General features: G+C 42.2%; 17 protein-coding genes and 3 pseudogenes. 14 read left to right on the plus strand and 6 right to left on the minus strand.

Annotated features, from left to right (window positions below; all coding sequences use genetic code 11):
• Positions 1 to 585 precede the first annotated feature (585 nt).
• Positions 586 to 1,896 carry a TULIP family P47-like protein gene (locus tag F0232_RS24315; protein WP_108192224.1) on the plus strand — a complete coding sequence of 437 codons (1,311 nt, stop codon included), beginning with the start codon at positions 586 to 588 and terminating at the stop codon, positions 1,894 to 1,896.
• A 3-nt stretch (positions 1,897 to 1,899) separates the two neighbouring features.
• A complete protein-coding gene (locus F0232_RS24320; protein ID WP_171751043.1) occupies positions 1,900 to 3,612 on the plus strand; it encodes a TULIP family P47-like protein in 1,713 nt (570 codons plus the stop codon).
• A 163-nt stretch (positions 3,613 to 3,775) separates the two neighbouring features.
• On the opposite strand, the pseudogene F0232_RS25140 reads toward F0232_RS24320, so the two are convergent.
• Positions 3,776 to 3,970 (minus strand): annotated as a pseudogene (locus F0232_RS25140) (transposase); the annotation flags it as partial.
• A gap of 289 nt (positions 3,971 to 4,259) precedes the next feature.
• Here F0232_RS25140 and F0232_RS24330 point away from each other — a divergent pair.
• A complete protein-coding gene (locus tag F0232_RS24330; protein ID WP_016799988.1) occupies positions 4,260 to 4,418 on the plus strand; it encodes a hypothetical protein in 159 nt (52 codons plus the stop codon).
• Positions 4,419 to 5,043: 625 nt separating this feature from the next.
• Positions 5,044 to 5,514, plus strand: coding sequence for a hypothetical protein (locus F0232_RS24335; RefSeq protein WP_171751044.1), 471 nt, complete (start codon positions 5,044 to 5,046; stop codon positions 5,512 to 5,514).
• Between the two features lie 306 nt (positions 5,515 to 5,820).
• Here the strand turns inward: F0232_RS24335 and F0232_RS24340 are convergent.
• From F0232_RS24340 to F0232_RS24360, 5 genes and pseudogenes are all read right to left on the minus strand, one after another.
• A pseudogene (locus F0232_RS24340) lies at positions 5,821 to 6,294 on the minus strand (JAB domain-containing protein).
• Positions 6,295 to 6,637: 343 nt separating this feature from the next.
• Positions 6,638 to 6,937, minus strand: a complete 300-nt coding sequence (locus F0232_RS24345) for a hypothetical protein (RefSeq protein WP_171751045.1) — start codon at positions 6,935 to 6,937, stop codon at positions 6,638 to 6,640.
• A 16-nt stretch (positions 6,938 to 6,953) separates the two neighbouring features.
• Entirely contained in the window at positions 6,954 to 7,727 is a 774-nt protein-coding gene (locus tag F0232_RS24350) for a ParA family protein (protein ID WP_171751046.1), read from the minus strand.
• Between the two features lie 493 nt (positions 7,728 to 8,220).
• Positions 8,221 to 8,358 (minus strand): hypothetical protein, encoded by a 138-nt coding sequence (locus tag F0232_RS25145; RefSeq protein ID WP_170967986.1) that lies wholly within the window; start codon positions 8,356 to 8,358, stop codon positions 8,221 to 8,223.
• Between the two features lie 440 nt (positions 8,359 to 8,798).
• Positions 8,799 to 9,545 carry a phage tail protein gene (locus F0232_RS24360; protein WP_086774676.1) on the minus strand — a complete coding sequence of 249 codons (747 nt, stop codon included), beginning with the start codon at positions 9,543 to 9,545 and terminating at the stop codon, positions 8,799 to 8,801.
• 255 nt (positions 9,546 to 9,800) lie between these two features.
• On the opposite strand from F0232_RS24360, the gene F0232_RS24365 reads away from it, so the two are divergent.
• From F0232_RS24365 to F0232_RS25215, 10 genes and pseudogenes are all read left to right on the plus strand, one after another.
• Complete coding sequence (locus tag F0232_RS24365) at positions 9,801 to 9,983, plus strand: hypothetical protein (RefSeq protein WP_171751048.1); 183 nt, start codon at positions 9,801 to 9,803, stop codon at positions 9,981 to 9,983.
• Positions 9,984 to 10,096: 113 nt separating this feature from the next.
• On the plus strand, positions 10,097 to 11,836 hold the full coding sequence (locus F0232_RS24370) for an FAD-dependent oxidoreductase (RefSeq protein ID WP_171751049.1): 1,740 nt from the start codon (positions 10,097 to 10,099) through the stop codon (positions 11,834 to 11,836).
• 282 nt (positions 11,837 to 12,118) lie between these two features.
• On the plus strand, positions 12,119 to 16,189 hold the full coding sequence (locus tag F0232_RS24375; protein WP_171751050.1) for a protein kinase: 4,071 nt from the start codon (positions 12,119 to 12,121) through the stop codon (positions 16,187 to 16,189).
• A gap of 15 nt (positions 16,190 to 16,204) precedes the next feature.
• Complete coding sequence (locus F0232_RS24380; protein ID WP_171751051.1) at positions 16,205 to 17,122, plus strand: hypothetical protein; 918 nt, start codon at positions 16,205 to 16,207, stop codon at positions 17,120 to 17,122.
• A 69-nt stretch (positions 17,123 to 17,191) separates the two neighbouring features.
• Positions 17,192 to 18,418: a YcaO-like family protein gene (locus tag F0232_RS24385; protein ID WP_171751052.1), complete on the plus strand. Its 1,227-nt coding sequence runs from the start codon at positions 17,192 to 17,194 to the stop codon at positions 18,416 to 18,418.
• Entirely contained in the window at positions 18,415 to 19,752 is a 1,338-nt protein-coding gene (locus F0232_RS24390; RefSeq protein ID WP_171751053.1) for a TfuA-like protein, read from the plus strand. Before F0232_RS24385 ends, F0232_RS24390 begins: the two co-directional genes overlap by 4 nt.
• Complete coding sequence (locus F0232_RS24395; protein WP_086774669.1) at positions 19,752 to 20,096, plus strand: hypothetical protein; 345 nt, start codon at positions 19,752 to 19,754, stop codon at positions 20,094 to 20,096. Before F0232_RS24390 ends, F0232_RS24395 begins: the two co-directional genes overlap by 1 nt.
• A gap of 41 nt (positions 20,097 to 20,137) precedes the next feature.
• Positions 20,138 to 21,121: an FHA domain-containing protein gene (locus tag F0232_RS24400; protein WP_171751054.1), complete on the plus strand. Its 984-nt coding sequence runs from the start codon at positions 20,138 to 20,140 to the stop codon at positions 21,119 to 21,121.
• A 513-nt stretch (positions 21,122 to 21,634) separates the two neighbouring features.
• The gene (locus F0232_RS24405) at positions 21,635 to 21,967 is read left to right on the plus strand and encodes a hypothetical protein (protein ID WP_216608351.1); all 333 of its coding nucleotides are present in this window, start codon (positions 21,635 to 21,637) and stop codon (positions 21,965 to 21,967) included.
• 17 nt (positions 21,968 to 21,984) lie between these two features.
• A pseudogene (locus tag F0232_RS25215) lies at positions 21,985 to 22,703 on the plus strand (collagen-like protein); the annotation flags it as partial.

Consider the following 22,703-nt stretch of genomic DNA (forward strand, 5'->3'; position numbering starts at 1 on the left):
GCTGTCGGAGCGAAGAAAGCTATCAATACCTTAGAACAAGGCCGAAATAAACTATACGACCCCTGTGTAGTAGACGCTTTCCTTACTTGCTACAAACAAGATGAGACTTTAGGTGGGTTGTATACACCTGTGAATTTACAATAAAAATGTGGCACAAATGTAGTAGTAATCTTTAACCAAGCTCCAAGTTAGCTTGTTTCTAATTGTATGGTTTGCCATAAAAAAGGTAATTCGAACATACTCAATTTAAGTAATTGCCCTAAATTATTTTTGTCCAAGAACTTCTCAGGTTGAATTTTTACCCGTGGCACTTTCGAGCTAGAAAGTGCCCCATTCCTTCTTAGACGATTATTTGATACGGCATGCACCTCCCATATCAGCATTACAAAAAATCATCCCAAATCGTCATATTATGTTAATAAGTTGCTCAAATAAGTGATGAATGGAAAGTGTCGTGATTTGTATGCTTAGTAAGCATAGGAAAGAACACATGTTAGCCTCGTTGTGTAATTGAGTGTAATAGAGTTAGCTTTTTCTTTTGGTCATAGTTGTCATATCTATTTTGTGTATTTCAAAAGGTGTCTGATGGATAACTATAACTGGGATGTGGTGTATGCCTGCTCAGGTACTTACATAAATGCGCAGCTGGCGGCTAACCGTGATGACTATATTCAAAGTTTTGATTACGAAGATAGCTCGATCAAGATCTCGGGGACATTTGGCGCGTGGGAAATAGTACCCGGTGGTTCAGAGGGGCTGCTTCAGTTTAATTGTCCCATCGACACGGGATTGGTCGTTCTGAAAGAAAATAATAAAACTGTCACATTAGACGGAACGGTGCCATTGGTACAGATGCAATTGAAAGTAATTAAGGCCTCCGACAAATCAGCAAGCCATAATCTAGTTTTTAACTATAAGACTGTTGGTAAACAAAAGGGAGACACGACGCCGGGTGCGGTTACCGTCATTGATCCTGATATAACAGGTAAGTTGAAACAAGAAGAATATGGTGGCTTGGCGGCTGAGCTTCTGGTTAACGGTCTTGGTCAGTGCTTTATCCAAAATACCGACAAACTTTCATTCATCTTCGCACAGGTACTCCCTACCCCAACCGGAAAAAATAGCGATTGGCTGGCTCCAAAAGCATTCTCCTATGCCTATCAGCAACCTGATAGCGATGCTCTCGGCGGGCTGGCAATTCTAGGGCTATTGGACAGTACAGATATGTCCTCTTTACCTCGCAATTTTGATATCGCACTTTTAGACAAAGAAGACTTCGGTTTCCTGTTGTCTGCCCATCAATTCATGAAAAACGTCATTTTGCCAGATTTGCCAAACTCTCTCGGCGGTAATTGCTCTGTAAATGATTTCAAATTTGATGGCGATACTTCCTTAACACTAGCTAATAATTTCAACCTCGACAGCGTAAAAGTCGGTGCGATCCATTATACGCCAAAAGTACAGGACCTTACCTTCGCTATCGAAGATACGAGTATGCGTTGTTATATCGATACCAAGACGGATATTACAGGTTTGACACATGCATATGTCACCAATTCCGTTACATCTAACAATCCTTCTTCATTTGATATAAAAACGCGTTTGTTGAGTTTCGAGAAGGATCCGAACATGGAAACGGCTTCTCATAAGCACATTCCATGGTGGGAAGAGGCTGTAGGAGCTCTCACTCTTGGGCTGATGAACGCGATTATCGAGGGGATTGGTGAGGCTATTGAAAATGCTGTTGAAGATCTGAATGAAAGTAAAACCGCTACGAATTTTGGTCAAGTCGCACCGGGGCTTGTGTCCTGGTCGGGGCAGAAAAACATCACGGTAAATGCAGGTGGCCTTGAAGACAATGTCTTCATGCAAGGCGTCGTTAACAACAAGGAGTAAGTTATGAAACACGATAAAGAAATGCTTAAACAGGCAAAACGTGCATATGCACAGGTACAACCGGTATCAACATTCGGTTGGGATACGGCTTATGTGGCATCCTACGATGTAGTTAATCATGCCATTGACGCACAAAAGAAGTTTCCTCAATCAATGGATTATTTAGATCAAGAGTCTAGCCTTACACTCGCTGGCAGTTGGGAGAATTGGCAGCTGAGTACCGGCGGGGCGGGACAGAATGTTCAAATGAGTTGTTCCTTCGACAAAGGTAACGTCACAATGGGCACCAGCAAGTATGATATTTCTGGTACCAAACTGATCATTCAGGTTAATTTGGAGAAAGTCGCGAGTAAAGACCCACTCAGCGATCCAGAAGCAAAACCTGGAACAGGTGAAACAAAAAATGTTGTTGTAAAGCAAACTCCAACCGGCGAAGATCCTGCAGTATCTGTTATTACCTGTACAACAACTGCTGAGCTGCCGGGTCTTATTAAAGAAGTTCTGCCACAAGTTTTCGCTAATTACTTTAATGATAATGTGAATTTGTTCGGTAGTGTTTTTGGTGTGATGAATATTAACTCTGCTGCAGACAAAGACGGTTTCCAGTGGATTAAACCTTCTGCGTTTGATTATGCTGTAGCCTCTACAGAAGATGGCAGTTCATCTAATAGCGCCTTTGGTCTCATTGCAATGGTAGATGGCGCATCAATTTCTGGAAAAATGCAGCAAGCCGTTGATGCACGTGCTCTTCAGGGGCTATCGGAAGGAGCTAACTCGGCCTTTGTGATTAGTACAGAGCGTATGGTGCAAAATATGCTTTTGCCGGGCGCTGTTGCCACACTGCAAGGAACTACCGCTGATGATTTTAATATCAGCAAAGATGGCCTATCCGTTACCAATAATAAAGATGTGTCTTGGGGGAACTTTAAACTACAAGACGGTTCTACGATTAGCCCAACAATTCCAAAAGGAAACTTTATCTTAAAAGTTGAAAACAGCTACATCGAGTTTTCAGTAACAGGAGCACACTGGGAACCACAAAGCGGTGTGACAGCCTATATGAATAGTACTCAGAAATTCACTTATAAGACTGTTCAACGAGACGATGGTAAATATGTCTTTATCCCTGATATTTCCGGTCTAGGTAGCCCTCAAGTTTCTTCATCTATAAATGTATCAGAATGGAAAGAGATTGAATCTATACTGAAAGCTGTTACTTTTGTAGCTGCTGGAATGTGTTGTGGTGCTATTGCTGGAGAATTGATAGAAGGTGTAGCGGAAGCTGCAGATGTGGCAGAAGATGAAGCTAGCTTAACAGCTGACTGTACATGGGATGGCGAAGCACTGCAAAATCTGTTTGAAGAAAACCCAGATGATGTTAACGCAATGCTTGAGCAAGGGGCAGACGATGCCGATGCTGGTGCACTAGATCCTGAAGATGCAGATCAAATTCAAGAAGGCGGAATGTGGTCAAGTTCTACCTTTAGAACCTTCAGGATCATGTGTAATGCTATGGCTGGTTTCGAAGCCCTCGAACCATATATTTGTAAGGCTCTTTACAAGTCTGAACTGTCGAAAATCCCTGCGTTTGATACCTTCGCCAGCAATTGCCTTGGTGCGATAGCTTGGCCAGAAACAAAGGATTATGTGCTGAAGTCTGCTGAATTGCGCTCAAGCCTTGTCTTGAATATAGCACTGGATCCTGCTTCCAATTAATACCAAAGTCATTTTATACGGCTAGCTATCTTTATGGGGGGAGCTGTTCTCATTTGGGTGAGTTTACTTTAAACGCCCCGTGATCCTATGGGGCGTTCTAGTATGTGAATTTCAATAGCAAAAGTGATTCAATATCTGGCTTAGGTTTGGTTTTCTCTTACATTCACTTAACTAGATAGTCATACACGATAAGGTCTTTCGCCTTCTTGGTTTCGGTGATGCTGCAGCATTGTGTTAGTATCTTGGTTGTATCTGGAGAACAGCCAGTATTTTGACCGATAACCAGTGGTTTGATTACACGTTCCGCTCGATTATTATCGATAAATAAATACCCATCTTCTACATAACGTATTAGCTTTAGCTATTAACCCAATGTCTATTTAATCGACTTTCCTCGCTGGCTCTACAAGATGGATAATTTGATTATTTGGTCATTGGAACAATTCTCGGTTTCTCAGGCAGTTATAGAGGCTTTGAGGGAAAAATTCGGTAAAATGCTCCAAGTCGACTTGTTGATGAGAGGTAATGATGGCAGCACTAGAACTTATCATAGTAACGTTAGTAGCTTGAAACCTTATCTGAAACCGAATTATACTGTAGAAGAAGTAAACAAAATTGTGGGCATTTAAAGGTTGATAGGAGGCTTTATGTTTAATTTTAGCAGTAAGAAGGTTGCTTCATCACCATTGTCAAATTTTGTGAAGCGTACATCTTCAAGTGAAAAGAAAAAAGTTTATAAAAGAGTGATCGTCGCTGCTTCAGAGTCTCAAAACTCAACAATTGAGAAAGCCAAAGCAGTTGCATAATCGAATATGCTCTTGCTCATCAATTCTTTAAGCCGATTCAAACTAATACAGTTGAATCGGCTTTTTTACACCTATAACTTTAGCGTATGAACAAACAAAGGCATAACAATCGCTTAAGGTTTCAAGATACTTTTTGCTAATCTGATAGAAACGTTTTAGGTCAGTGGTTGTAAACGTCTTTGTCCAAAAACTTCTTAGTCTGAATTTCTATCCGTGGCACTTTCTAGCTCAAAAGTCCCTATTTCCAGTTAGTGCTTTACTCATGCGCATTCTGTTAATGTACATTAACCCGACTAAACATTATCAAGCTTTTAGCCCTGTTAGCAAAGAATCCCTGTGATATATCACGAGGATAAATTCGACGTACTTAACGTAGCCTTAGCCTAATTGTAAGCTTGCGCCTCCGTTCCATACGTTGATTTATACGGAGCGGTTCTATACGTTTTGTGTTTAATCATTGGAATATTAGTGATAAGTCACCACTACCAAGCAATTCAAGCACGTTCGCAACGCCATCGCTTTGAGTCAGCTTTAACGTTTATATACAAAAAAACAATCACTATACCACGCACTGTTGTCATTGAATATGCAACATAGTAATCTATTGTTTTAACGGAGGATTATTATGTTCAAAGGTAAAGTAAAATTTGTTTGTGCATTGATGCTATTAGCTATGTCAGGACCAACTATGGCCTGCAGTATTGTTTACAATACTTCTAGCCCAATAATTAAACAGACAATGAAGTCTGGATTTGAATGGCACAGTGGTTGGGTACTAGATAATTATCAAGCTATTTGCGAGCGCTTGAAGCGTAATAATGCAATGATAAATATCTCTGGAATTCAGTGGCATAGAAATGGTGATGCTATCACACAGTTTTATATTGGAGTTTCTGATGAGAAAACTGGTCTTGTTGAAAGCAGTTTTGGAAAACAGAGAATTATTTATAATACAAACCTAACAAGTCAAAAAAAGCTTGACGTTGACATATTTGATGACATTCAAAAAATGATCGATGAATGGTTTGTCAGCGGCGACTTTGATAATTCTGTGAAATCATTCCACAAGAGTAAAATAGCGATGCGTAATCAATAATTTATCGATAATTATTAGCTTTTTTTCAAAAGTGGCATTTTTGATTAAGCAAAGTGATGATTGTAAGTAATTGATTTTAAAACACTTCTACAATTAGTGCGTACCTAAATCAAATCTTTTAACTAGTGCGATTTTGCTCATCGCGCTAGCTATCTAACACTCATTTTTTTCATACTTTTATTTATTAATAAATTACTAATTTAGTAAATTCACTGACTCATAAATGTCCAGAAATGTGGTTGAGGTACCCTGTAATTTCTGTGTAGTCTCCTACTCTATTTCAATCAGCGGCCATAAGCCGCTTTTTTAAATCCAACCTCGCTCAGAAAATGAAACGACACTCTCGAACGAAAACACGAAGTGGTCCAGTACTCGGATATCAACCAATGCTAACGCGTCCGTTAATATGCGGGTAATGCGGCGGTCTGCTGACTTGGGGAGGTTATGATAGAGAATAACCGCACTCGCGTTCGGAACCAGCGACGCTTTGACAACCGCGTGCGGGTAGACCGAGGCGGTATTAACGGTGCCGTAGAACATCTCTTGGGTGCGCAACACTCGATGTTGGTTATCGAGGAAAATACCCCCAAACACTTCCGATTCACAGGCGGCTAAGGACGTTTAGCAGAACGACTTCACCAATTCAGGCGAGGTTAATGGCGTTTGTTCTGAGATAAACAGTTTGGATTTGAGAATGCTTGCAGCCTGGTCAAGGATGCCCTTTTCTTCTGATGTGAATAAAGAAACATTTGAGTATTGAACAAAGTGCTGACATGGTATTTCATTCGGTCTTGGTGAGCGTCTGACTGTCCGTACCCAGTTGCAGGTTCTGCAGCGCAAGGGCGCGCAGCGGCGAAGCCTCCCTTGAAAAACAGGTTGTGGGGAGAGACGTTTAACAGCCTGCGAGCCCGAAAGATAAAGCCGAAGGTAGCGGTAAGAGTCATGATTAATGACACTTTTAAAGTGTTTTTCTTTACAATAAGGTGCGGCTCAGAACAGTAATTCGACGCTTCAAATGTCATGTTTAGCAGTGTTAGAAGTAAAGTCCGAGGTCGGCTCTATGGCATATCCTAGAATACACAGAGCCTTTTAAAATAACATGTATTACATAGGTAATACACATTCAATTCATTTTATTGATCAACTCAATGATATCTCCATCATCGATCTTGTCTTGGTATAAAGCCAAGGCTCGGTACAGTTTCGCTGCAGACACATTTCTCTCTGTTTGCTCTTGCAGACTAGCTACCCAATCAGTGATCCGTTCTTTATCCGTCAATGACATTCTAAGAGTCAGAGGAGGCACTTTATAAGATGTCGTTACTTTCTTTTTAACAGTCGTTATTCCAGTTGACTTACTTGAACCTTCGTTCTTGTCATTAGAGAGAGCTGTTATAGCTCCTCGTTTTTTTAACTTGCTCATATGTATTACCTATGTATTACATTAAATTCAAAAGAAACACAGCGAGTTTACGGTAATCGTTATTCACAAGTGAGCCTGATTTATAAAAGCGCACCGGAGAGGAAACGGCATTAGCTTGTCCGACATGCTCAGAGCGGCGAATAGATACTGGTAACAATTTATCTTGTACTACCTCCAATTCCTCATCAATGAACTCATTAATGATAGTGTTTCTTGAGTCGACCTCATTCCTCAGTATCAGATAATTACCTTCGTCTTCTTTAATTTCAGATACAGCTTCGAGTAAAGAACTAATGCCGTCTAATGAGAAGGCACCAGAATCAACAGGAATCAATATGAGGTCTGAAGCCTGGATTGCGTTAAGGGTCGTTAAAGATAAGTTGGGTGGCGTATCAAGAAGAATGAAATCGTAAGTACAACCTAACCTCACCAATTGCTTCTCTAAAATTCGTTCACGATTAATCTTTGTAAGTGATGTTTCGATGACACGTGACAGCTGAACATCAGCGGGAACAACATAGAGATTTTCAATAGAGTTTCCATTAAGTTGTGCTGGTTGAATTAAATCGACAATGGACACAACTTTAGGCTTATCAAATAAAGCAGCAACCGTCTCTTCAAACTTAAAATCCCGTTGCCCTGTCAACGTTTTAGAGCAGTTACCTTGAGGATCGAGGTCAATCACTAACACTTTTCGTTTTCGTGCAAGCTCAGCCCCTAAATTAACAAGAGTCGTGTTTTTTCCAACACCACCTTTTTGGTTCGCAGCGCTGATGATCTTAGTTTTCATAATAAACACCTCATGTATTACATGTGTAGTACACAATAAAAAACAAAAAGCGCACCGTCAATGTATTACATATGTAATACACATATACATAAAGACCTAAAATTACCTCTCAGGTATACAAATCGCTCGTATCGAGACAGCAAAAATCCTAATGGAAGTGACATCAACCAATACCTATTGGTTAAAATAATCCCAATACTAGAATCAAAGTCGAGTGCTTAAGTTGAAAATGTTTTGACTATGACAAGTACACGGTTTTGGCATGAATCTGATTCATCAAATGCTGACGTGCCATCAATTGATCATTTTGTTTATAGATAAGGCGGTATTGCAAAGAATGGGAAACGAGGGCTCTAGTAAATATATGCCTCCAATATAGAGATAATTAACGTTCGCTCTCTGGTGCTGAGATCGCCTGCGAGTAAGCTACAAGTGACGTAACACATTTTTGATAGACACTCCTCAAAAGAAAACAACCCAATGAGAAGCCTATTTAGTCTTCTACTCTTAACACGACATGGCCCTGCTCTAACAACTCGACAATCGCTTGTTGGTAAGCTTCTTCGACGATGGTTTGTTTCCAAACACGCTCGTAATCAGATAAAACTTGCTGTCTAGAAATGGTTGACACTCCGAAACTTAATATACCCTCGGTACGATGTCGTCGAATGGTGACTAGCTTAGCCTCCGTCCACAACGGTACTGGTTTGGAGCTACGCCTATATTGAAGTGCTTTTTTATTTTTCGCCATGCTCGTGCCTTAACGGATGTAGACCATCAGCTTATCAAAGGTAGCGCATACACTTTACTGTGTACTCAACAAAAATCGACGTAAATCTCGTTCCACAAGCACGATGTACACCTTACCCATATGCATTTATAAAAAGTTCAACGATGAGCAATTTTGCTGCACCTTTCATCAATTCAGTTCGGTGCTAAGCAGTTCTAGCTAGGATCAAGTGTACCTTTTGCTCCAGTGAATAGTTGTAGAGCTCAACAAACACACGCCAATGAAGCTCTATCGCATGTCAAGAAGCGTAATCAAACACCACCATCACCTTACAGAAAAATTTAATACCTAGAAGGATAAGTACCATTCACTGCAATACAATGGGTAAGCCCGACAAAAGGCTGCCTGTGTTCAAACTCCTTCCCCGCCCCAGTAGACTCCACCTCACCATCCACGAAAATATTGTTACCAAACTGCACCTCAGACTTCCCCGTTCCGACTAAATGCGCTCCCGAGGTCCCAGTGCTTCCATAAATCTTCACTTCGTGATTGTCCCCAAAATTATCTTTACCAACCGTGTTTAAAAATGTTGCGCCACTCTCAGGTACCTTATGGCTAGTTCCTGAACTGGTAGAAAGTGGGACTTCCACAGCAACGTCAATATTGACATTGCTCGCATTAACTCGAACGCCTGCCCCGACGACATGCTTATGAGGTGGCAGACTGTTCTGTGTAAGTTTAATAAAATCCTCACCCCCCCGTTGAGCTAGTGCTATAGCCCTCAAACCAGGCCCAAACCCTTGACCTACTGCGGTGCGGCCACGCATATCTGGCAGCTGGAAGTTGGTTCTAGCATCACCACCAAAGTTTGTACCCAATAAGGAATACAGCGCTTGCCATTCACTGATTGGCAAATATTGACCTTCCGCTTTCATATAATACGGCGCAGGGCAAAATTCTGCTGCTGTTACACACACAGAACCCATCAAAGGGTCCGTACTGCAGCTAGCCGCAGCGCTGCCTGATGAAAATACACCAATTATTACAGCTATCGGTGTCAGCTTAGATATCCATTGGTTTATGCGCATTTGAAGCTCCTTAATGTTAAACCGTTACACAAAACCTCCTTCCCTTCCATGAACCGAAGAGCTCTGTCCCCCCCCCCCTTTTCAGCCATGTTGACGAAATAGATTTTGTTTCCGACGAATCTAGTACCTAACAATGCTCCGCTCAATTACACGGTATTACACCTTGCTCTACCGATGGTGTAATACCGTGTAATTGAATGAAACAGCTTCTCCTGTACATTTTGAATGACCTTTAAAAGTATGAATGGAATCAAAATGAGTGGCGGTCTTGATATAGCGGCTTTGGGTGATGATGCTGCAGTAAGTGGTGGCGGGGCTACGAGCAGTAGTGTTGAAGTGAACGTTAACAAAGAGGATTTAGAACATTTCTTCGACCATATATCCGCGGTATCGACTAGGCCGACCTTAGTTCAAGTCGGTTTAGATAGCCAAGGCTGAATTAAACGTGGCTTGACACTAATGGGGCGCTCTTTCGCAATAACGCTGCTAAGGCAAACCATTTATCAATACCCAATCAAAGAATCACTGAATTCTTCAAACAAGGAACTGTCATGAACGATATCAATACACAATTCGAGCTATCCGACACACCTCACGAACAGTTATTAGAAGCACAGCGCCTCATGGCAATATACAAAAATAATGCTGCGCGTTATTACTATGAATTGTCCGAACTTGGTGTTGATAAAACACAGATTTTGGTTTCACATCGCTCCCGCCCCTCCCAAAGTCCAGGCCTTAGCCAGTATCAAGCTCAAACACTTGTTTTTAATACACGCTTTATTGCTTACCCGTCCGTAATTGTTATGTGTCGAAGTGAGTCAGACGTCGTCAACGCTTATCAGTTGGCCGTTAAATTTAACTTACCCGTAAAAGTACGATCTGGGGGGCATGATCACGAAGGTGAATGCACTGGAAATGATGTTGTTCTGCTCGATCTAAGTGGATTAAAAACACTGGATGTGAAGCAAGACTCTCAAGGCTACGTAGCCGATATTGGTGCTGGCTATCGCTTCTACCAACTTATACCTATTTTGGCCGACACCGAAAATGATACGCGCCCTGCATTGACCATACCTCATGGAACTTGCGCAACGGTTGGCTTAGCAGGTTACATTCAAGGTGGGGGATGGGGCCCTTGGACTCGCTTACATGGCATGTGTTGTGAATCTTTGATTGCAGCAAGAGTCTTATTGGAGAATGGTGAGGTCATCATTGTTAACGATGAGCAAAATTCAGATCTACTGTGGGCACTTCGTGGTGGTGGTGCGTTGAGCTACGGCATTGTATTGGAATTCACTGTTCGTACCTTCGAGATCCCTAATGAAATTCATCGCTTTGAACTGCACTGGAACACAAAAGAAGCCGATACCGGGCATAACTCCACTTACCGCGTTTTAGAGCAATGGGAAAATGCAATTAATGATGAGAACAACATAGCGTTCGTTGGAACGAACCTTAAAATCAATGCTATCCCCTCAACATCTACTACTGAAAAAAAATGTTTTAAAGAGCTTCAGCACCCGTGCATCATGTATGGTTACTGGGAGGGTAGCGAAGAGAAACTTAAAGACTTTGTACAGCAATACTTCTCTGCAGGAATGCTTAAAATAACGGGCACTGACAGCAAGCATCACTATGATTCTGCATTAATGGGTCATTGGGCAAGAAACTCATTGTATGATGTAAGGCGTCTCTCTTCGGCTTCAGATAAAAGTAAGCCGTTTGCTCCCGATTTTGATTCCCCAGCCCCACACAAAATCACCTCGAAGGTCGTCTCAAACCAAGGGCTGAGCGACGTTGGCAAAGAGCAGTTGATCCGATCTTTAACTTCAACTCTCATTAGTAAAGAGAGTGAGTCATTAGGGCTGTTCAGCTACGTTACTCTGGGCGCTATTTCTGGGCCATTCTACGCTAACGACACGAACGAAAAAGCCAGTAAACGGGTCGCTTTTCCCTATACAACGTCTCAATACACTATCCAATATCAAACCTGGTGGAACGAAAAGGTTTATGAGGTCGAAAAAGGCCAAAATAACCCTGTCTATAATTATGTGAATCGAGCTTTGGATTGGATGGAAGTATGTCGAGATACTGACGTATGTGGGACTAAAGGGGCATTTATCAGCTTTAAAGACAGCTCAATACCAACGCGAGAATATTTCCAACAGCATTACCAATGTCTAATAAAAACGAAAGAAAAGTACAGCGGTCCATCTCAAAAACTCCCGCTCAGTTCACCGCCAGAAATAGGTTATAACCACTTTAGATCAAGAAAAACAATCTATTAACGTTCTAAACCTCTTCGGACTTCAAAAAGGCTACCCAGAATATATTTGATACGGTCGACAAATACGTTCAATAAATCTGGGAGGCTTATTTACTCACCTAACAATTTACAAGTAAGTAAAATCCCTCATAGAAAACTAGAAAAAACACAATCTAAGTCGCGAAAACACAAACCTAACCTTATGAATTACGTTGAATCATTGAAAGTTAATAACAATCGCTATCACTACCACTCCTTAAGTACTAGACTTATGGTCCTCGAGATGGATCTCAAGAGTAGGTAAATGGCCTTAAAAGAAAATACGACGGACACAGTTGAAGCACAGTTTCACTCCAAACATTACACATTGCTTGAACAGATAGGTGAAGGTGGGTTCGGAAAAGTCTATAAAGCGGTGCAACTCAACACTCGAAAAATTGTCGCGATAAAGTTTCTTACACTAACAGAAACTGAATGCCCTCAGAAAAGACAAAAAAAAATCGCTCGCTTCAAACGAGAGTGTGATTTGGTTCGTCGTTTAAACCACCCTAACATCGTATCACTGCTGGACAAGGGTCAGCAGGGTGATTATATCTTGTACGCCGTCTACGAATTTGTCGATGGCGTAACACTGAAGGATTATTTGGCTTCCCGTGGTCAAATAACACCATCAAAGTCCGCAGAGATCATGGCTTCAGTTCTGGATGCTCTCGCTCATGCTCATGAACTCGGTATCATTCATCGAGATATAAAGCCAGCTAACATAATGCTCTTCAATGTAGGGGCGAAACAACACATTAAAATCCTTGATTTTGGGATCAGTACACTTAAAAGTGATGGAAAAACATCGGATTTCCAAACATTAACATTAAATGATGAAACCTTAGGAACCCCTAAATACAGTGCCCCTGAGCAGTTAAGAGGTGAGCCATCTCTACCTCAAACTGATATTTACTCCTGGGGACTTGTATTTTTAGAGTGTCTCACCGGTGTTCCTGCAATAAAAGGTAACAGCGCTGCATCCATTTTTTATCATCAGCTCAGCGCTGCAAACATCCCGTTAGGTCTCCTCGCAGGGCATCATTCGGCGCATTTTTTTCGTCGTGTACTTCATAAAAAAGCACAAGATCGCCCTGGTAACACCGTTGAATTATATCGTGAATTTCGTCGATTTAATTTTTCCGACATAGCACCAAAGGCTCCTCACTCGGTCTCGAAAGAGGCGCCTGAATTGGTCCAAGAATCAATGACACAAACAGGGGAATTATCATCCTCTTACTACTCAAAATTCACGGAGAGAAAGCAAATCACAGCTCTGTGCTTGATTCTTTCTGAAGATAGGACAGGTGCTAGTGAGTCGACACTCGACAAGCAAGATATAGCAGAAATGCTTTTATCAGATCATCACAGTCAATGTGTCGATATCGCCCTGCGTTTTGGGGCAACTCATGTAGCTACCGTTGGTGACACTACGCTATTTTATTTCGGCTACCCTGTGGTCAGTGACAACGATAGCCGACTCAGCGCCAGAGCAGCGCTCGATATTTGGAGCAACCTCCACGCTAAACAAACATCACTTTTAGAACAGCATAATCTCAAATTCGAACTTAGAATCGGCTTGTCTAAAGGGATGATGAGAAGCATGGACGGGGCGATACCTGAAGGGAGAGTCTCAGCCGAAGCGATGACTCTTGCTCGAAATAGTCATCCCGGCGAAATCACCTGTTCGCCTCAATTTAGGGAGATGCTTAGCCATCAGCTTGTGTTTGAGCCCATTAGCCATGATTCAATATGCGCGGCACCTTGTGGATATCGTCTTAAGGGAGAGCGTTTATCTGAAGCTTTCTCATTTCTGCGTAAAACACAATCACACAGCACTATTGTGGGTCGGCAGATAACCCTCGAACAACTTTTTCGTTTGAACCAGCCACACTGCCAACATCAACTCCTTCATATTTGCGGTGAAGCTGGGATCGGTAAGTCTCGTTTAATTCTCGAACTAAAAGAGCGCTTAAGCAACACCCGTTCGTTTTCTCTGCAGTGTTTACCTGAGTTTCAAACGAATGCTCTGTTCCCCTTGCTTAACTTTTTTTCTGCGCACTTCGAGCTTAATGGCCAACATGCCGAGTACAATTACAAAAGGGCACTAGATTCACTGCCGCTCTCATCACTAGAAAGAGAAAGAGGCTCAGCCATTCTCTGGGCCTGGTTACAACCTTATTCAAAATTGTCTCACCAAAGTGAAAAGGAATTCCAACAAGCAATATCGACCCTTTCTCTTAGCCAACAGAAGTCATATCTCTTTTTAACCATGTCCCACCTTCTGTCTTTGATTTGCAACGGCTTCACATCCGATCACGACTCATGCTTGTTTATTTGTGAGGATGTCCATTGGTCTGATGCTACTACGCTAGAATTTATCCACTATCTGATTGAAAAAGCAGTTCACAATACCCAAAACGTTCGCTGGCTGAACAGCTCACGTACACCTCTTCCTGAAACACTAAAATCGACCAAAGCTTACGAGGTTGAACTTTCGTCTCTAACGCAGGGAGAGTGCCACCAATTGATTGAGCACTTATTCGAGCACGTAGCCGTTAGTGAGCGAGTGAAGCAATTATTCACAACCAGAAGCGATGGAAACCCACTCTTTCTTGAGGAGTTGGTGTTTCATGCACAGAAAAACAACCTGGTTACAAAGGTAAATGGCTGTATTGACTTCAACGTCACAGAGCCTGAATCACAAGTACCGGAAAACCTCAGAGGCACCCTTCAACAGAAACTCAATGATCTAACTTTCGCTAAAGATACCGCCCAACTTGCCGCCGCGATAGGACGAACATTCGGCGAAGCATTAATTCTACAAGCTTCAGACAAGAACATAGGGCAGATCCAAGCTGACCTAGATGAGCTGCAGCGTAGCAATATTGTTTTTAAACAACGCAGTGTGGAAGGCAACCTATATCAGTTCAAGCACGCTCTAATACGCGATGCCATCTACGAAAGTTCGACAACACAACACCTCACTCACCAGCAACTCGCAATGGCCATGGAAAACCAAGAGGGGGCAGACTATCCCCCAGCAGTAATTGGCGATCATTGGTCAAACACACACACACCGGTACGAGCGACGGTCTACTATTTGAAAGCGGGAGAGCAAGCTGCTAAAGCTTCCATGGTAGACGATGCGATTCGACATTATGAAAAGTCGCTAAACATATCGTTGCTTGCTGATAAAAATGACGGAGCCAATCCTGACAAACTCTCAGCTCTTATCGGGCTTGGTGATAACTTGATCCGTTTAGCGAAACACGACGAAGCACGCTCTTATTACCTAGAAGCTCTTAATGAAAATACGGCGGGGGATATTTTAACCAGCGTCATTTTGTACGTTAAATACGGTAAATCTCTAGAAACTCATCATTTACACGAAAAGGCTCTAGGTAGCTATAACCGGGCAGAAGCTCTGTTAAACAGCCATACAGTTAAGGATTCACGTTGGTATAACACCTGGTTAACGGTCCAATTATCTAAATTGTATATCCATTACTGGCGTAACGAATTGCCTAACATGAGCAGCATAATTTGCAGTATTGAAACGTGTCTTGAGTACTTTACGGATCCACTTTCACAAGCACAGTTTTACGATGCAAAACTACAGTTTGAATTACGAAGAACTCGTTACAATCTAACTCAAAATCAGATCAGTTTAGCTAAAACAGCCTACAACACATCTTTAGAAACTGACGACCATCAACTGCAAACACACAGCTTGTTTAGCTTAGGGTTTACGTACTTATTTAGTCAGCAATATGCGGAAGCAGAAAACCACCTTTTAGCGGCATTAAAAAGCGCCAGTGAGAAAGCCGATACAACACTTAAAACCCGTTGTCTCGCCTACCTAACCGTACTTTTTAGATTGCAAGGTGACACTGAGAACACACGTCGTTATTGGGAGCAAGCCTTATCCTACGCAAAAAACTCTGGGATGGATGACTACGTGGCTATTGCTTATGCCAATGAATCTTGGCTTGCTTGTAAGCAAGGCGATGTTTCTCACAGCCAAGCTCTCATCCAAAAAAGCAATAAAATTTGGAAAGCGCTATCAAACGAGTTCCCATTTCCACTTCAATGGTTGGCTCTACTCGTAGAACTCGAGTTATTAACTCTTCTACCGTCAGACGCAATAACAGATAGCGTCCAAGAGCGCACCATCGAAATCGCTATAACATTGCTGGACATCAGCCAGCACGCACTTCCCCACCCTGTCGTTGGCCCACTCAAGGAAATAATGAATGAAAAGCACAACGACGAACACCGTCAGCAACTGATACTTGAAGCATTGAGAAATGCACAGGCGCTAGGTTATTTATAATTAAAAGGACAAAATATGAACAACCAATCCATAGAAGAACTTCAAAAAGAACTGAGCCCTTATATTGATGAGAAAGGTCAACTGACCCTGCGTTCACAAGATATTTATGTGATCAGACAAAATGGTCAAGAGGCAACACTCATAAATCATGAAGACTACACGTCAGAGTCAGTAAAACGCCTTGAATGGTGCTATAGCTCAACCGATTATCACTTCTTTTTTGGAGCACAAAAGGAAGGCCAAAAGCTGCAACAAATCAATATTATGGGGCCTGCATTGACTAAAGTTTTACCGTGGAACCTAGACAATGCACAGTGCCCACCTGATATTAATATGTCAGATTTAAAACCTGGATACCTACTCGATCTGCGTCTTTTACAGCTCAATAGGCTACGTGCTCCCCAACACAACGCCTCCCAACAGGACGTTGGTAGAGACTCTCCTATCAGTAACCTTGAGCTGAACTCTAGTGCACCAGTCATGAGCTTTGTTAACGACCACATTCCATTATCAGCGCTAAAGCAACTCAAAGAGCCTGTCTCTGAAAATATCTATATCGTTTCGTACGTCAATCCTTTATTGGTCAGAGATGATAACCAGTTTTATCCTTATCATGTTCACTACCTAAGCGTAAATGATTTAGACAAGCTAGACGCTTTAAACCTAGAAGAAGGTGCAAGTGAGAACCTCAATGAGTTGCAAGAGACACTTAATGAGTTAAAAGCCAGTATCCATCGACACCAAGACGACTTAACTCCTCACTTAGACTCTATTAAACAAAACAGTAATACACTCACTGCTCAGTCATTAGCTCGATACTATCGTGATGCAGGTGTACAAGTCGGAGCGGTAAACCCGAAAGATTTACAGGAAGAAAGCTTACTCGTGGGAACCGTTTGCACCGTTGCAAACTTGCAGAGTTTCCTTAAATAAGAAGCGAGTTATTATTAAGGAGCCAAATAGGACATTTGGCTCCGAATCTTTGTCATTGAAGGACCATTAATGCCTCAGAAAAAACACCGAAAAGGAACGCACCGCCAGTGCTCTCCCGAGACCACTTTCGAAAGAATATCCCCTTACTTCAAAGAGATGGGAATAACCCGCGTTGCAAACATCACTGGGCTGGATCATATAGGAATTCCAGTCGTTACTGTCTGCAGACCTGACTCCTATGCAATTTCTGTTGCTCAAGGAAAAGGGTTGGACTTAATGTCAGCAAAAGTATCTGGCGCAATGGAAGCAATAGAGACTTACCACGCTGAGCACATCGAACTACCACTTAAATTAGCAAATTTTCATCAGCTTTCGAAAAAGTGTCCAGTTCTAAATATCGAGGCCTTACCCAAGTTGGCGTTTAGTCAATTCTCAGAACATGAACAACGTCTGTGGGTGGAGGGAACTGAGCTGTTTAGTCAACAATCTACGTATGTCCCTTATGAGGTTGTTCATTGCAACTATACGCTTCCATTGCCTACTGGCAGTGGCGCTTTTGTCATGAGTTCAAACGGTTTGGCTTCCGGCAACAGCCTAGAGGAAGCGATAGTACACGGGCTCTGCGAAACAATTGAACGTGATGCCTTAGCATTGTGGAGAGTCAAGCAACGACACCTAAGTGACCCGTACACCAACCAACTAGACCTCAATACCGTTGATGATGAGGATTGCCTGGCGATTATCGAACGATACCGTGTGGCTGGTATTGATGTTCAAGTTTGGGATATCACATCAGATATTGAACTTGCGAGTTTCTTCTGTCGAATCATCTCTGATTCACAGGACCAAGGCCCTTCTTATCCAGCTTTCGGATCAGGCACTCACCCATGCAAGGCCATTAGCCTGTTAAGAGCGCTAACAGAAGCAGCGCAGACGCGTCTAACGATGATTTCGGGGTCGAGAGATGATATCGATGCCAACGCTTACCTAGGCCTAAATTCTAAGCAGAAGGAGCAAGCAACTAACATGAAACCTTGTTTGCTGAGAAACTTTAAAGATATCCCCTCTTGGAACAATACGTGCTTTACGAAAGACATTGAACTCATTTTAAGCAAACTAAATAAGGTCGGCCTTACTCAAGCAGCCTTCGTAAACCTAGAAAAAAGTGAATTTCGCATCCCTGTTGTACGTGTCATTGTTCCCGGATTAGAAGGTATTGAAGAACTGCCAGGTTACGAGATGGGAGCGCGAGCTTTAGCTGTCAAAGGCTCGTTAGTTGCGGGAGAATTAGCATGAGCATAATTATTTTTTCCGGCCCGACTCTCTCCACGACTAACATTCAGAGCATTATAACCGCAGACTGTCGTCCCCCCGCCAAACAAGGAGACATTTATTTAGCCACATACGACCAACCGAATGTGATCGTTTTAATTGATGGTTACTTCGAAAGCGTTCCTGCCGTCTGGCACAAAGAAATACTCTATGCCTTATCTTTAGGCATCAAAGTATATGGTTGCTCGAGCATGGGAGCACTGAGAGCGGCCGAACTAGCCCATTTTGGGATGGAAGGTTCTGGTAGAGTATTCGAAGACTACATCAATGGAGTATTGGAAGACGATGACGAGGTAGCTCTTGTTCATGGGCCCCAAGAACTGGGGTACCCACACATCTCATCCCCTATGGTGAACATGCGTGCTACCCTAGAGCATGCCATCAAAGGTCGTATAATAAACCAACAAGAGTCAGCGCAAATTATAGAAGCATTAAAACAGCTTCACTACCCTAAACGAACTTTATCTAAGCTTTATGAATATGCTCTGGATTTTTTTGGGGACGATAAGGCTCAGTCATTACGTAAATTTACAGAAAACAATTACATAGATATTAAAAAATGTGATGCTGTTACTCTTCTAAAAAAACTTGCTGAACACCCAAAACTGCTGCTCCCACTCTCACCAAAAGTGAGACATCAGTTTAAGCCAACGGATGCCTGGGTACGGTTAATTTCCCAATTGAACCACCAAAGAAAACTCTCAAACCATTCAATAACGAGCGAGGAGCTTCACCGAGAACTTAAGATCGATGGTTGCTTTTGGGAGCTAAAACAACAGGCTATTTCCCGAAAAAGCGCATTGAGAACCGCCTCTTCCCATAATCCAAGCATTTCGGATGAGCATAAACGAAATGCCTTACTTGAAATGGCACTTAGACAATCGGCCTATACAGACCAAGCCATAGATTTTAAGCACTTGGCTAACTGGTTAACATCACAACAGGTCAACAGTCACGACTTTGACGCTCTGGTTTCCCATGAATCTCTGCTCGCTTGGCTAAGTGGAAACCACCAGCATTTTGACGAAGAGCTGATCGACCTGTTGAAGCTCAATCAGCGCTATTCCGACTACCAAGCTCGGATCACATTTAAACGCGACACCCCTTTACTATCGCTGTCAGCTCTCAATATCAATGAAGAACAGTTATGGAACTGGTTTTTTTCAGCCAAACATCCAAATAGCCTAACGCAAAATCCAAACGACCTTTGGCCGAGACTTGGCTTTTCGTCCTATAGCGAGCTAGAACGCGCCGCTATCCACGACTATCAATTTTATCTGCAATCAGGAAATCACTAATGAACTACGTAAATGCCCTAAACCTTATCGCGACCTTAAAGATCAAACGTGAACAAGAGAAAAAGTTCATCGAGTTATCAAATATTATTTTTCCCCCACTCGCTCGTGAAACAGGTTGGAAGCTAACATCACTTTGGACTTCCAACGAACAAACTGACGAGATAACACACATCCAAAACCAATGGCAAACAAACGAAGAGACGACAGAACAAGTTGAAAGTATCCTTACCCAAGCAATGGAAAATCTGACTCAGAGTATTGATGGTTACCAACAACAACTCGAGATGCTAGACGAATTAATTATTGAGGAAACACTGCACTATGCCAACAGCTATACTATTTAAAGACAACGTCATCTAAAGTTTCATTAATAGTGAGAAAACTCATGGCTTATCTAACTAATCAACGATTTACGAACCCTATACACCTTAAAGCATTTCACAAGTTTGGCCGGCTTTCATCATCCGTCAACACCACGATCAATTTACCGGACGTTTCTCGAATACACGCTATCATAGAGTTTCAGAAACATTGGTTTATCCGTGATATCAGTCAAAACGGGATTCGAATAAATGGTCAGATGATAGAACCTAATCGACCTCAATTACTCAACGTCAATGATCAAATTTTGTTCTCAAGTGCACAAACAGACCCTTTTGTCGTAGAAAGTCTTGAGCCACCAAAAGACGTTTTATTACCAACGCAGCAAGAAGCTTACATAGAACAGGACCTAAAGCCTATTTATCTAGAGCACTATCATTTCTTGCCCAACGACACATCTCCTGAGTTAGTCGTCTTTTATGATCCGGCTAAACAAGAGTGGCAATGTGAGCACTTTGAGAACAACTTGTGCAGCAGCTTAAATGATGGTGAACAGATTAAGTTTTCGGAAAAGACTTGGCAATTATTCAAAAGTGTTGAGGCTGAAGACACAGAAACAATGTGTCTTGCAAAGCAACCATCCCGTAATCTTTGCTATATCTTCAATATCAGTCTCGATGAAGAACTGACTGAACTCACTATCAGAGATGAACAAAGGTCAATCGACTGTCAGGCGCGAAGTCACCATTATTTGACAGCCTTGCTAGCACGATATAAAGCAGAAGATCTAAAAAACAATGTCGCAGAGCCCATGCAAGGTTGGCGAACCATAGAGCAACTAACGAAAGATCTGGGACTTGCAGAAACTCATATTAATATTCAGATATATAGAGCGCGTAAACAACTTTCGGAATTATTAGAACCAGAAGGTGTTTTAGTACCCAACCTTATCGAAAGAAAGCGAGGGAGAATTAGGTTAGCGATAAAAGATTATCAAATTATTAAAGGCAGTAAATTAGAAGTAGATTCGAGACACCTTGCAGCATAACCAGCAGAGCGAATAAGTAAACTGACAAACCTCCGGCAGACCCGGTAAGTAAACCAACAAAAAGCCTGTTGGTTTACTCACTTCATTTCAAATTGTAATGGTCAACACAGCCTTTCAGCCCTGTAAGTGCATTAAACTAAATCTCATAAAGCCTAGGGCGCATTGAGCTTGCTCGGTTAAAGCTTGTTCAATATAAAAGCGTTTTAATTGCGTCGAGGGAGAAGTAGCCTAGTCGTTCTAAGACAATCTCCCTTAGCAAAGAGCAAAAAGATCCCTTTCCCCTCATTCGTATTTCGGCTCTTACGCCATGTAATAGTGTGTAATAGAACAAAGTTTCTTACTTAAGTATGTTAATAATTTGCGAGAACAGTATCGCCTCACTAGCTTAAAAGCTCTTCAGCTGTAATGAAGCGATTCGTGAAAGTGAACTGCATCTCGTGAACCTTAAGAATTCACAGTACTGGATAACAAATTTTGCTCATGCATCATCCAGAAAAAGTTATGGAAAACACTATGAGAATTTTCGTCAGTTACATTTTCATTTGCCTGGCTCTAGTTGGGTGTTCAGACCCCGAACAGACGCAAAATGGAGCTTCAGGCTCAGAACAAACGCCAAATGAAGCTTCAGACTCAGAACAGACACAAAATGGCTCTTCATCAAGTGGAGAGCAGACAGAAGGCTCCCCACCACCAGAGGTCGTTTATTCTGTTCCAAAAACTGAACAAGGTTTCGAGCCACCTAAACAAGTTGTTAGCTCTCCCTTATTTAAGCTTGTAAGTATCGCAAGCTCCGAAAAGCCTACCGCTGAACTTAGCTCCGTAAATTACCAAGTTAGAGTTAAATAACTCCAATAGGATCTATCATGAAAAATATTAATATCCTACTAGCCACTTTATTTATTTCTTGCTCCACATATGCAGCGGAGTTCAATCATAATGGTGTTCTTTACGATGCAAACAGTGAAACAACCATTGATGCTACGTTGCCAGTTATGTTCTCTATCTATAAAAGTGATGATCAACTACTCTGGCAAAATGAAAAACTTGTCGAATTTACCGATGGTATTTATAGCGTCACCCTCGGTGAAAACTTGCCAATTGATATGTCTATTTTCGCAAACCCAGATTTGTACTTGGGGATCAATATCGACAACGATGGAGAAATGTCGCCAAAGTTAAAACTGTATACCACTCCACGGTCATACTATGCAGAAATGTCTAGCTCCGTAGTCGGTATTGCCAACTTATCTGAGCTTAAAGTTAACGGTGACATTGTTATCGATCAAGATGGCAAATGGGTTGGTGATATCGCTGGTTTAAAAGGCGACATCGGCCCGCAAGGCTTACAAGGTGAGCCTGGTGCAAACGGTGAAGTCGGGCCTCAAGGCTTACAAGGTGAGCCTGGGGCAAACGGTGAAATCGGGCCTCAAGGTTTACAAGGTGAGACTGGTGCACAAGGCCCTAAAGGCGATATCGGGCCACAAGGCTTACAAGGTGCGACTGGCGCACAAGGCCCTAAAGGCGATACCGGACCACAAGGCTTACAAGGTGCGACTGGCGCACAAGGCCCTAAAGGCGATAC

The sequence above is a fragment of the Vibrio sp. T3Y01 genome, from assembly GCF_013114525.1.
In the GTDB taxonomy this organism is placed as follows: Bacteria; Pseudomonadota; Gammaproteobacteria; order Enterobacterales; family Vibrionaceae; genus Vibrio; species Vibrio chagasii_B.

Bases quoted from the DNA above. Each gene is read 5' to 3' on its own strand.
- F0232_RS24315 (WP_108192224.1), top strand. From the start codon at position 586: ATGGATAACTATAACTGGGATGTGGTGTATGCCTGCTCAGGTACTTAC.
- F0232_RS24320 (WP_171751043.1), top strand. From the start codon at position 1,900: ATGAAACACGATAAAGAAATGCTTAAACAGGCAAAACGTGCATATGCA.
- F0232_RS24330 (WP_016799988.1), top strand. From the start codon at position 4,260: ATGTTTAATTTTAGCAGTAAGAAGGTTGCTTCATCACCATTGTCAAAT.
- F0232_RS24335 (WP_171751044.1), top strand. From the start codon at position 5,044: ATGTTCAAAGGTAAAGTAAAATTTGTTTGTGCATTGATGCTATTAGCT.
- F0232_RS24345 (WP_171751045.1), bottom strand. From the start codon at position 6,937: ATGAGCAAGTTAAAAAAACGAGGAGCTATAACAGCTCTCTCTAATGAC.
- F0232_RS24350 (WP_171751046.1), bottom strand. From the start codon at position 7,727: ATGAAAACTAAGATCATCAGCGCTGCGAACCAAAAAGGTGGTGTTGGA.
- F0232_RS24360 (WP_086774676.1), bottom strand. From the start codon at position 9,545: ATGCGCATAAACCAATGGATATCTAAGCTGACACCGATAGCTGTAATA.
- F0232_RS24365 (WP_171751048.1), top strand. From the start codon at position 9,801: ATGAGTGGCGGTCTTGATATAGCGGCTTTGGGTGATGATGCTGCAGTA.
- F0232_RS24370 (WP_171751049.1), top strand. From the start codon at position 10,097: ATGAACGATATCAATACACAATTCGAGCTATCCGACACACCTCACGAA.
- F0232_RS24375 (WP_171751050.1), top strand. From the start codon at position 12,119: ATGGCCTTAAAAGAAAATACGACGGACACAGTTGAAGCACAGTTTCAC.
- F0232_RS24380 (WP_171751051.1), top strand. From the start codon at position 16,205: ATGAACAACCAATCCATAGAAGAACTTCAAAAAGAACTGAGCCCTTAT.
- F0232_RS24385 (WP_171751052.1), top strand. From the start codon at position 17,192: ATGCCTCAGAAAAAACACCGAAAAGGAACGCACCGCCAGTGCTCTCCC.
- F0232_RS24390 (WP_171751053.1), top strand. From the start codon at position 18,415: ATGAGCATAATTATTTTTTCCGGCCCGACTCTCTCCACGACTAACATT.
- F0232_RS24395 (WP_086774669.1), top strand. From the start codon at position 19,752: ATGAACTACGTAAATGCCCTAAACCTTATCGCGACCTTAAAGATCAAA.
- F0232_RS24400 (WP_171751054.1), top strand. From the start codon at position 20,138: ATGGCTTATCTAACTAATCAACGATTTACGAACCCTATACACCTTAAA.
- F0232_RS24405 (WP_216608351.1), top strand. From the start codon at position 21,635: ATGAGAATTTTCGTCAGTTACATTTTCATTTGCCTGGCTCTAGTTGGG.